Raw genomic sequence first — 12197 nt, forward strand, 5'->3', positions numbered from 1 at the left:
TGTACAATACCTCGTTAAGGCACTATATTGCCTATTGCGTTAGCATAAAGCCAATAACCAGAACCTGGGTTCATATTATTGTCTATACCTGAGACTGGATGGGCTACTGTAGAATAATTCCCATCATAACCATATACTGTTATATAACTTATTCCTGAAAGATAGGTTGAACTCTTTACTGAATCTACTGACTTAAATCCTATTAAATTCCATCCTGAAATTACAGGATAAGTAGGTAGGGTTTCTTCTGGTCCTGGCATTTCCACACCATTAACAGTTAAAATATCATCATCATCTTTCATAAATATCCAATAACCTTTTCCATCTTCCATTGTGATTAAATCGCCACCGATACCAGGAATATAACTTAACCAATCTTCAATTGAAGGATCATAATATTTCACTGTATCTATGTTAGTGCTTATATCAGCTAAAACATCTTCAATAACAGAGCTCTCTGGTATCAACGGCAATGAAATTAAGTTCCAACCAGCAGATAAAGGAATATTATAAGTAGTTACTGGATCAGGTGTCATATCCATCATAACCTCTGTAAGGCTTACATTAATCGTTCCTTGAATTAATCCATTGTTTGAATTATAAGAAGCAGTTACGATAGTCTGTCCTGCTTCATTTGAAGTCAATACTGCCGTAGCTCTTCCATTTATATCTGAAAGCGTAATATTAGATAAAGTTCCAATTATAGCAGCAAAATTAACTACAGCACCTTCTACTGGAATACCATTATCTAATACTTGAGCTATTATCAATGCTTGGCTTGTGCCGTCAGCAGGTAAACTTGCTTTATTTGATGATACCGTAATGCTTGCTATAGTTGGATTTACTATAAAACTCCATATTTTTGTGGTCGAATTGCCAGCATTATCAGCAACAGTCACAGTTGCTTCGTATGTGTTGGGATTTAATGGAATTTGAGGTGTATATGTTACGCTGGCAGTGCTTTTAGTAGCATAATCATCAGCGTATTCGTCACCGCTAAAAGTTAAACCCACACTGTTAATATTTACTCCTGATCCGTTTTCGTTAAATTGTGCACTAATTTCCGGCGTTGCGTCTGAAGTAGTATCGTGAAGTTCAGGAGTTAAATTAGTAATTTCCGGCGCGGTTGAATCAACTACAAATTCTGTAACACTTAATTCCGTACTTGCGTTTCCGGCGGAATCAGTAACTGTAATTGTGCAATCGCTATATGTGCCGTCCTCTAATTCGTTGAAAGTGATTGCATTCTCGCCTATAATTGCGCTAGCAGTCGCACTTAAACAACTTCCTCCGTAAGTTATTGCTCCTGTTTCATCCGAACTAAATGTATAATCAGGCGTTGAGTCGTTTGTTAGGGTTGATACTGGAGTTACTTCTTGTAATTCTGGCGCGGTTGCATCTAGTTTTGCTAAATTTGTAGCGATCTTTACTGTTTCAGTATTACCAGCCGCATCAGCAGTAAAATATTTAATGCTATATTCTCCATCTAAACTAATATCTATAATTGTTCCTTGCGCTGAATCTGTAGTCGGATTATTACCATCAGTTGTGTAATAAGTTTTTATCGGAGATAACTCATCGTTTGTTACGGTTAAAATAATGTCAAATGTGGCTGTCTGCCATTCTAAAGGAGTATTATCAGAAGTTGAAGGAGTTGTTTTGTCTAACAATACTGTCACAGAATTTATTTCTTCGTTGTTCCCAGCATTATCTGTAGAATAATATCTGACATAATTAGTGCCTTCGGTGGTAACTAAAACTTCTGTTCCTGCTGTGTTCGGCGTACAAGCGTTCGCCTGATCAACACAGTAATAGACTGTAGCCACGCCGCTAGTATCGTCATTAGCAGTTAAAGTAAATATCACATTCGTATTCTGCCAATCTGTCGAAGCATCATCAGTGGTCGCTGGAGCAGTTTTATCTAACTGTAGAGTATCAGATGCTGTTTTAATCTCCTCTAAATTGCCGGCGTTATCTTCACCTCTGTATTTAATTGCATACTTTCCATCGGTTGAGACAGTGAATTGCCAATTACTATCTTCGTCAACAAAAGATGAGGCGGTTGTTGGGTTTGTGGTATCAATTGTGTAATAAACTTTTAAGCAACCTGAATTACCGCCTGCTGTATCATCACAACTCAAAGTTACAGTGACATCAACTGCTTGCCAACTAGCCGGTACATTGTCTATTGTTGCCGGCGCTTTTTTATCTATTTTAACTGTTCTTGAAACTGTTTCCTGAACATTTCCAGCATTATCTGTAGAAGCATATCTAAGATAAGTTATGCCTTCGTCACTAATTATAACGGGATTAACATAATCAGTTGCGGGATCGCAATTATTATTCGTATCAGTGCAATATTTGGTTGTTGTTACTCCTGACATTGCGTCAGTTGGAGTTAAGGTAATAGTTTGATCTTCACTCTGCCAAATATTATCTTTAGCAACGTAATTATCTGATGTTGTTGGCACAATTGTATCTTTAACCACTGTATCAGTAACAGCATCGCCTTGATTGTCAACTTGGTCGGTTAAATAAACAGTTAAAGTTAATGTGCCGTCATTTAAACCAGTAACATTAATATTTATAATTTGTTGATTAGTAGCTGTAATTGTTCCAGTGCTTGTTATAGTCGTGCCTCCTACCGAACTCTCTATTGAATAATTATAGCTTGCATTTTCTTCAGCGCCAGTAAAAATAAAGGAAAGTGCGGTTTGGTTGCTGTTGTTAATGTAAGATTGGTCAATGGCAACAGTATATCCCGTTGGCGCGACTCCATCGGTAATATCCAAATTTGTTGATCCAACGGCAGAAACAACACCTTTGGTGAAATCGTACATTTTGAAACTTATAATGTAATTTGCTTGTTTGCCAATTTTGGCATTAAAAGTTGTTGATAAACCATTAGCGCTTTCATAATCGGATTCATTAACGCCGATTAGAAATCCACCTTCTGGTCCCCAAGCTAAAACTAAATCACCTGCGCCAGCACTTACATAACTACGCTCTGTTGCATCAGTTACCTCTGCCGGAATATTATCACCTGAAAAAATTATTTCATTAACGGCTAATCCTGGAATTACTCCATAAAATCTTACTAAATTATCTTTTTCCGTATCCTTTACATTTCCTTGCGTTGTCACAGTTAATGAAAATTCTGCATTCTGTTTGGCAGTAGCGCCCTCAGAAGTCATTTGAAGGTTTGTGGCGTCATCAAGAATTGTTAACTGCATTTTTTCGTTGTCACCGTTTATTTTCTTTTTATCGTCAATATCATAAAACACAAATTTAATATCATAGACGCCAACTTCGGAAATTTTGGCCTTAAAAGTTGTGGTTAAACCAACATCACTTTCATAGGCAGTTTCAGCGTCACCGATTAGAAATCCACCTTCTGGTCCCCAAGCTAAAACTAAATCATCTGCGCCAGCGCTTACATAACTACGCTCTGTTGCATCAGTTACCTCTGCCGGAATATTATCACCCAAAAAAGTTATTTGACCAATGTCTAATCCCGGAATCACGCCATAAAATCTTACTAAATGATCATTTTGGCTGTCGCGAACATTGCCTTTGGAATTTATTTCAACGATGAACTCCAAATCCTGCTTTCGGCTAACATCACTGGCTGTCATATGAATTAAAGTCGGAAACACAACATTGACTTTTCTGGTTACTTCTGTTGCATTATTGCCAGCTGAATCTTTAATATTATAAGTTATGGTATAAGTACCCACCATACTTGTGTCTACTGGATTGACTATAATAATGTTTGCTGTGATGTTTCCATCTGTATTATCTTCTGCTGTTGCTCCTGCGTCTGTATAAGTCTCCCCTGTTTCAATTTCCACTGAAATATTTCCTGATAATGTTATCACTGGCGCGATATTATCAATAATAAATGTATTATTAGTTGCCGTTTCGTTTGGATTACCCGCTATATCTGTACCTAAAATCATTACTGTCGCATTTCCGTCGCTTCCGGCTGGAACATCATATTGGTGAGTCCATACCATTCCACTACCAGACATTGCTGTCTCGATTAAATCTGTATCAGTTGTATCAATAGCGATTGTCGGCGCACTAACCATTGGTTCGTTAAAAGTTGCTGTAATTTCTATGGTGTCATCATCTCTTACGGGCCTATTAGGATTATAAGTTAACGCAACCGTTGGTGCGATATTGTCAATTATATAAGAAGTTTTACCAGTGGCTGTATCATTTGGATTACCAGCCACATCAATAGCAGTGATAGAAATATCAACATCAACATCATTACTAGATGGGACATCCCAAGTATATGTCCATACTAAATTATTTGTCTCTGTCATAGCGGCACCTGTCACAATACTGCCAATAGTAATGGCTGGCATTGGGGTTTCATCAATATTATTTGCTTCAGTAAAGGTAGCCGTAATTCTCACTATATTAGCATCTCTAACGATGTTGTCAGGGTGGTCATCTGATAAAATGACGGTTGGATTTTTAGTGTCAATATCAAAAGCGTTTGATAAATTGCCATCCACCTGTATATTTCCCGCTACATCTGTTGCTCCGCTTACGCTTACATTAATATAGTTCATTTCTACGCCTGCATCAGCCATATTATAAGTAGCTGTATAAGTCTTATTTGAGTTTGACCATAAGTTACTTACTAATGTTAAAGTAGATTCAATTATTGGATCAAAAACAATTATTGGAACTGAATCTGAATTCATTGTTTCGTTGTAACCAATAGCAACTGTGAATACTGTAGATATTGTAGTGTCATCAGTAATTAAATTTATGCTTGGAGTTATTGTAGTTACTATTGGATCAACTGTATCAACCTTAAAATTTCCTGCCTCATTATCAACAACCATTACATTGCCTGCAACATCTTTTGCGCCTGTTACAGAAATTGTCACAGTTTCTTCTTTATTGTTATCCGAAAGAGTAAAAGTCTCTATCCATGTAGTTCCCGATGGCCAAACACCGTCGTTTTTAGTTGTTATAGTTTCTGTTATTCCTGTAAATCCAAGAGTTGGAGTTACTGCATCCATTATTTCGCTAAATAAAACGGTTATGACCACATCTCCTGCTTTGGCAGGATTAGGATTCGCTATTGCACTGACAATAATTGGATTTAATGCATCAATATCAAAAGCGTTTGATAAATTGCCATCCACCTGTATATTTCCCGCCACATCTGTTGCTCCACTAACAGAAATATCTACATCAACAACTTCTATACTTGCGTCAGTTACATCATAAGTAAATTCATAAATATTTGAATTTAACCAGCTTCCACCGTTATTAAATGATAAGGTAGATGAAACTTCTGGAGTAAAAGTAATTATTGGAACTGAAGTTTGATCCATTGCCTCGTTGTAATTAATTGTAACTGTAAATGTGCCGAAACCTGCATCAACATCTGTGATTTGAGTTAAATTTGGAGTTATTAAAGATGTTTCTGGCTTTATACTGTCAATCCTAAAATCTACGTCACTTTCATCGCTCGCTGTATTACCTGCTAAATCCGCGACCACAATTTTTACTTTGACTGTTTCTGAATTAATAGCAGGCACTGTCCAAGAATATGGACTGGTGTTTGCCAAACCTTCCTCAATAGTATTCCAAGTAGCTCCGTTATCAGTAGTGTAATGTAAGCTAATTGGATTATCTTCCAAGTTTGTATCATTAATTTTTGTAGCGTCCCATGTAATATCTTTAGAAACTGCTCCTGCCCAAAATTCTCCCCCAATAGGCGAAGTAATAGCGCTAGCATCTACGGTCGGATCAATATTATCAATTGTAAAAACTCCTGAGACATTATAAACATCTGAATCAAAAGTATCTCTTACTTTAATGTAAGCATTGCCATCTGCTACTTCTGTAGTGTCCCAAGGATATAAATAATTGCTACAAGGCACACTGTCAGCAAGTCTGTCAGAAACATTTCCAAAATTGTCAGTAGAATAATAAATATTAACTGTATCCCCTCCTTCACAGTTAGCGGTCCAAGTTATATTCTGTGTTTCGTTCCAATATTCCCCATTAATCGGAGAAGTAACAGTAATGCCTGTTACGGCCAAGGCATTAGAAATAAAAAAACCGCTAACGATTAACATTGCGGCTAAAATAATAAAAGACCCCTGTTTAAGAATCTTTGGTTTGTTATTAATAAATATATTATTGGTCATATTTATTTATTAACTTGATTATTAAATTTTATAATAGTAACCGACTAAGTCACTATTGCTCTTAATAAAATATTGAGCCTTTAGAAAACCCTATCACAATGCAAAGAAGGCTGTCAAGTATGCTCTTTTTTAGCTTTTATAAACCAAAATATTACGGCCAAATTAGATTTTAGCTAGGACATAACATATAAATTAGGAAGGTAGGACATAATATTCCATTTTTTTTAAAAATCCAATTTAAAATAAATTGAAATGAATATTTAATGAAAGAGTAACGAAAAATCTTAACTTTTCTTAACATTTTTAACAGGAAGCAACGTCGTACAACATAGATTATGCGACACAAAACAGGGCTTTGAGTCCTCGCTCATAGATTGTAAGACATAAAATCATACAATTTATCTTGTGAGAAGTATACAGATCTAATTGTATTTTAGGTTAAGCTTTCTTTGACAATTTAGAGATAATCTTTTTAGAAAGCAAATCTGCTGGTTTAGAAACTTTTTTTAATTTATTTATTGTATATCCAGTATCTCTTGTGTCTAAACTTTGCAGGTGTAGTTTATTCCTTTCGATTCTAACATAGTTTATTTGTTTAAATTCGCTGGGAGTTATAATTTTATTTCTTTTTAAATAGCGATTTAAAATTTCAAAGGTGACCCCTTTGTCGTCTATGTTTATATTTTTTTTAATTTTTTTACATATAAAAACAGCGTCTTCCTTGAAGACATTGCGGGGAATTTGATGCAAACCTTTAAATTCATCTTTTACGCCAACTATATTTCCTGTCTTTTTACTGTACATCTTTACTAATTGATAAACCATTCCTTCTATTATTGTACAAATCAATACAGTTGCTGATCTAAAATAGGCGGACTTTGCTACATTACTTATTCCTTTTTTATTAGCTTGTTCGAGATAAACAGCAATAGCGGTTGCTCTCCTTTTTATATTTTGCCAGAAAGTCTTCATTTTTTAATGCTTTTCTCTGCACGAGATAATGCCTTACTCAAGGAAGGAAGACCTTTTTCCTTAAGGTAGTTCCCGAGTTTTTTATCAGAACGTGCAGCAAAATCGACGCCATATTGTTTCTCAATGGTACCTATTTTAGTATCGGCTCTTTTTCGCCTAAATTGTGATTTTTTACTAGCCATATGTTTTACTTTATCATAAAAATTCTACTTCTCACAAGATAAATTGTACGACTTTCATTATCCTATCTTAAATATTGTTTCGGATAAAAATATGGGTTTTAAAAATTTTGTAGTTCTCTTAGCTCTTTTTTTCCATTTTTACTTAATACTCCTTCTCCATATAATTTCCATAGCAAAACTTTATTCTTGAGATAGTTGTGGTGATTTTCGTTAGTTACAGAATATAATATTTCGCCGATATCTGCTTTCGGACCTATAATCTCGAAAGGCATGTCTTCTAAGTATAGGGAATCTTTTCTTCTGACTTCAAACGTATTACATTCTTTACCACCTATAACTTCTGAATGTTTTTTAATTCTATCGTTTGAATTCCAATTAAAATAAGGTAAAATTTTTATTTTTAAAACAAATTCCCTAATAATTTCTTCCTTGGAGAAATCTTCTTTATCTATTCTTATAATTAGAGAATAAATATGCTCATCTTTATCGCGTTTTTTTGTTTTATATCCTATATACATAATATAATTTTATTTCTTTTAGTTAATCTCTGCTTGGGTTTTTCGGTATACACCATCAATCTCTCTTAGTCAGAATTATTCTTATTAATTAAAATGAATTATTTTATTTTTTCTTGACGAACAATTTTAAATCCTTTTTCTTGTACTTTTTTGATAAAATCATTCTTATATTCTTCTGATTTCTCGTTAACCGCTTGATTTAAAAGCAATGATCTCAATTCTGTTCCTGTATTAGAAAATACAAGCAAGCCGAAGTCAAATTTTTTTGTCTTTTGTGGACCATCGTAAGTTATTAAAAATAAATCACCAGCAATATTTAAAGATAGAGGCTTTGAAACTAACAGATCTATGTCATATAAAAGACTAGATGATTGATTAAATATTCCTACATTTGACAAATCAAGGTAATTCATAAAATCAAGATTATACTTTTTTAATGATTCTTCAGCTGTGAAGCCTAACCTTATAACCCCTATCTTAGTAGAAATAGCAATAAATTTTAAAAAATCTTGTAAATTTTTTTGAGAAAGATATTTAACTATCTCTAAAGTTTGATAAGAAAAGCTTCCTGGTTTTTGAATTTCGCCTGATAGGATTTTAGCTAAAACGTCTTGTAGTCTTTCTCTACTTACATTTTGTGCCACATCTAGAAATCTCATAGTCCAATCTTTTTCAACCGGCGCTTCAGAGACGGCTTTTCCTTCTAAATCGTTTCGTGTTTTAACTATAATATTTTCGAGATTAATTTGTTTATTATATTGTTCTAGTGCAAACCTTTTCTCTGCGCGCCCAAGTATCTTAATTGCTTTTTCTTGTCCCTCTGCTTGGGCAATAATTTTTTGTTTCTCTACTTCGGCTTCTGCTTGTCCAATCCTTTTTATTTTTTCAGTATCAAATTCAAATATACGATTACCAACAACGCCTATTCCTTCAGAGATAGTCTCAATTAATTTCTTTAATGGTTTTTCTAAACCAATAATATCTTTTATCGACGTATTCATATTTTTTTATATTTTAGCACTTTCAAACCATCTTTAAAAATACAGAAATTCAATGTAATAAGCGTATGTCGATTATCGAAAAAATATAAGATTTTGGTGTAATTTTGGCGTAACTCTAATTAAGGTCGCACAACATAGAAAGTCCTCATTCGTTAATGTTGGTATATTCATTTTTTTTAAGGGCTTTGATCCCTCGTCCATAGATTATGCGACACAAAACAGGGCTTTGAATCCTCGCTCATAGATTGGTCGCCAAAAATATACCTTACGCGACATTTATTTCCTCAACTTCGGGCTAAATTTTATTATTATGATTTTTGTTCCGCGAGTTTACCATTTTTCCCAATGTATATTGTTTTCCTTGAATTTGTCTTTTGGCGATTGGTTTTTTTTAACCGGTACGCCAATCGGAATAACATTTAAAGGAATAACATATTCAGGGACTCCTAGAATATTCTGAACATTTTTAACTAATGCCTCGGCGGGAAAAACCGCGGTCCAAACCGCGCCATAACCCAAAGCATGAGCGGCTAATAAAATATTTTCTGAGGCGGCTGAGCAGTCCTGAACCCAAAAATCTTTAAGTAATGACTTAATTGTCACTTTGAGCACAAAATTTAAAAGCTTTGATTTGTCGGGTAGACCGCAAACCACAATGGCCGCGTCGGCTTTTGAAAGCATTTTGGCGTAAGGCAGTTTTTTACAAAGCGCGTCTAAAGTTTCCCGTTTGGTCACAACGACAAATGACCAGGGCTGTCGATTAGCGGCCGATGGCGCCGACATCGCTGCTTTTAACATCGTCAACAAATCCTCTTTTTTAATCTCATCCCCCGTGAATTCCCGGACGCTATGGCGAGTAAGAATGTTTTTTAAAGCTTCGTTTTCCATAAAATATTAAACGTGATTATTTATTTTTCCAGTTATTATATTCTTCCCAAGTTATAGCATACTTTTCTCTGCATTTTTCAGAACATTTTTCTTCGTCTTCTGAAAAGATGCTAAACCTATTTTCAAATGATGCTCCAGAGCAAGTACCAAGACAAGCATCAAATCTAATCATATTTCTATTATAAACGTTTTGATTTTGTAAATAAAAACTACAACATCTAAAGCTGCTGTAGTAGAAAAGAAGATAACTAACGCTTTCTTGTTCATATTATTACTTTTTATGTTTTAAAAAGTGACTTGTCAATAATGAAAAACGTCGCACAACATAGAAAGTCCTCATTCGTTAATGTTGGTACATTCAATTTTTTTTAAGGGTCTCAACTCCTCATCCATAGATTGTACGGACTTATTAAAAAACCACTGACCTCTAGCCAGTGGCTTTTCACCTCCACAACAGCTTAATTTTATGAATAACATCCCTAATAAACTGCCAGAGCCTGTCAAGAAATCCTGGTAATTCTTTTTTTACTTCTTCTTTCTCTTGTTCAAACTCTTGTTCAATAATTTCTTGTCTAATTTCTATCTCCTGCTCTATCCTAGGACCAAAAAAGTTTTTAACTTTTAACCAGACGTTTGTGTAAGCCCAGTCATACATTTTCTGCCACATTGGCAGAACTTTTCCATACCAAAGCTCTTTAACGACACCAGGTAAATCTCTTTTGCCAATTTCCAAAACCTCCTCCCCCATTTGCTGAGCTTGTTCAAAAGTTTCTGGCACTTCAATAATAATATCATCCTGGGCAAAAGAAAAGCCTGATAAAACTAGATTAAAAAGTATAAAAAGTGTTAAAAATCGTTTTTTCATTGTAATAATTCTTTGGCTTGATTAATCCTTTTTAAAGTCTGCTCTTTCCCTAAAATCTCAGCAATTTCAAAAGGTGGAGCTGAAGACTTCTGGCCTGTTAGAGCAACTCTTAAAGGCCAAAGCAAATATCCCCTATCTTCAATGCTTTTTATCTTTTTACCAAATTTTTCTGATTCTTGTAAGAGAATATCTGTTAATTTCTGCAAATCAAACTCTTCTTCTTTTAAATCAGACAATATTTTATTACTCCTATCCAACGCTCTTAATACTTCCTGCTCTGACATGTCTTTCCATTTCAATAAATCTTTATCGTAATCAAGATTTTTTTTGAAAAAGAAATCAACAAATTCTGGAAGATCAGAAAGTTTTTTTAATCTTTCCTGATAAATTGAAACGATCTTTGATAAAACATCAAAAGTAATCGGTTTTTTTGTCTGAGTGATTTTAAATTTGTTGATTATTTCTTTTCCTCCATAAGCAGGTGGAAATTGAATTTGCTTGAATTCTAGTTCAATCAAACTATTTTGAATTAAATGTGGAATGCAAAGTTCTGTTAATTTATTGATAGGTTTTTGCCTGATATAGACACCGTTTAAGAAATCTAATCTTTTCGTGTTAAACACTGCTCCTGATTTTTGAACTTTTTCCAAAGAAAATTCTTTAATCAAAGCATCCAAAGAAAATATTTCTTTATTAGTATCAGGATTCCAGCCTAAAAAAGCTAAAAAGTTATTCAAAGCTTCAGGCAAATAGCCAAGCTCTTTATACTCTATCACTGAAGCTGCTCCATGTCTTTTTGAAAGCTTGCTTTTATCAGAACCTAAAATCAAAGGCAAATGAGCATATTTAACTTTTGGAAAACCTAAAGCTTTCTGAAGAAGGATTTGTCTTGGAGTATTAGAAATATGTTCCTCTCCCCTTATGACATGAGTTATTTTCATTTCAAAATCATCAATAACACAAGCAAAATTATATAAAGGCATAGCATCATCTCTGGCAATAACAGTATCCCCCATTAAAGCACTATCAATCTCTATTTTCCCTCTTATTAAATCATTAAACTCTATTTTCTTTGGAGCAATCATGAATCTGTAAACAAACTTCTTTTTTTGTTTTAAATTATCTTCAACTTCTTGTTCTGATAAACCAGCGCATTTTCCTGAATAACGAGGAGCTTGGCCTATTGATAATTGATATTCTTTTTGGATCTTCAATTCTTCCTCTGAACAAAAACAATGATAAGCTTTTTTTTCATCTAAAAGCTTCTCCAAATATTTCTCGTAAATCTCTTTTCTTTCTGACTGCCTGTATGGTCCATAATTTCCATCAATAGCAGGGCCTTCATCAGGCGAAATGCCAAGCCATTTTAAACTTTCAATAATATTATCTTCATAAACAGGCTTTGACCTTTCTTTATCAGTGTCTTCAATCCTTAAAACAAAAATCCCATTGTTTTGTTTGGCAAATAAGTAATTAAATAAAGCAGTCCTTGCTCCTCCAACATGGAAAAAACCAGTAGGAGAAGGAGCTATCCTTGCTCTTACTGCGCCTGCTTTAGTTAGCTTTAATTCTTCTTGAGAGTTCATTAA

General features: G+C 34.3%; 9 protein-coding genes. All 9 read right to left on the bottom strand.

Annotated elements, in window-relative coordinates:
* Positions 1-14: 14 nt before the first annotated feature.
* Entirely contained in the window at positions 15-6182 is a 6168-nt protein-coding gene (locus tag KJI70_00425) for a DUF5011 domain-containing protein (GenBank protein MCP6717999.1), read from the bottom strand.
* Positions 6183-6620: 438 nt separating this feature from the next.
* Positions 6621-7154 carry a hypothetical protein gene (locus KJI70_00430; GenBank protein ID MCP6718000.1) on the bottom strand — a complete coding sequence of 178 codons (534 nt, stop codon included), beginning with the start codon at positions 7152-7154 and terminating at the stop codon, positions 6621-6623.
* Entirely contained in the window at positions 7151-7336 is a 186-nt protein-coding gene (locus KJI70_00435; GenBank protein ID MCP6718001.1) for a hypothetical protein, read from the bottom strand. The genes KJI70_00430 and KJI70_00435 overlap by 4 nt, the downstream gene beginning before the upstream one ends.
* Positions 7337-7434: 98 nt before the next feature.
* Positions 7435-7854 carry a hypothetical protein gene (locus tag KJI70_00440; protein ID MCP6718002.1) on the bottom strand — a complete coding sequence of 140 codons (420 nt, stop codon included), beginning with the start codon at positions 7852-7854 and terminating at the stop codon, positions 7435-7437.
* Positions 7855-7952: 98 nt separating this feature from the next.
* On the bottom strand, positions 7953-8855 hold the full coding sequence (locus KJI70_00445) for a DUF2806 domain-containing protein (protein ID MCP6718003.1): 903 nt from the start codon (positions 8853-8855) through the stop codon (positions 7953-7955).
* Between the two features lie 330 nt (positions 8856-9185).
* Complete coding sequence (locus KJI70_00450) at positions 9186-9743, bottom strand: nitroreductase family protein (protein MCP6718004.1); 558 nt, start codon at positions 9741-9743, stop codon at positions 9186-9188.
* Between the two features lie 16 nt (positions 9744-9759).
* Positions 9760-9915: a hypothetical protein gene (locus KJI70_00455; GenBank protein ID MCP6718005.1), complete on the bottom strand. Its 156-nt coding sequence runs from the start codon at positions 9913-9915 to the stop codon at positions 9760-9762.
* A gap of 270 nt (positions 9916-10185) precedes the next feature.
* Complete coding sequence (locus tag KJI70_00460) at positions 10186-10608, bottom strand: hypothetical protein (GenBank protein MCP6718006.1); 423 nt, start codon at positions 10606-10608, stop codon at positions 10186-10188.
* Entirely contained in the window at positions 10605-12194 is a 1590-nt protein-coding gene (gene gltX, locus KJI70_00465) for a glutamate--tRNA ligase (GenBank protein ID MCP6718007.1), read from the bottom strand. Before gltX ends, KJI70_00460 begins: the two co-directional genes overlap by 4 nt.
* Between the last annotated feature and the right edge of the window lie 3 nt (positions 12195-12197).

The sequence above is a fragment of the Patescibacteria group bacterium genome, assembly GCA_024238995.1.
Lineage (GTDB): Bacteria > Patescibacteriota > Minisyncoccia > Minisyncoccales > JANBVM01 > JANBVL01.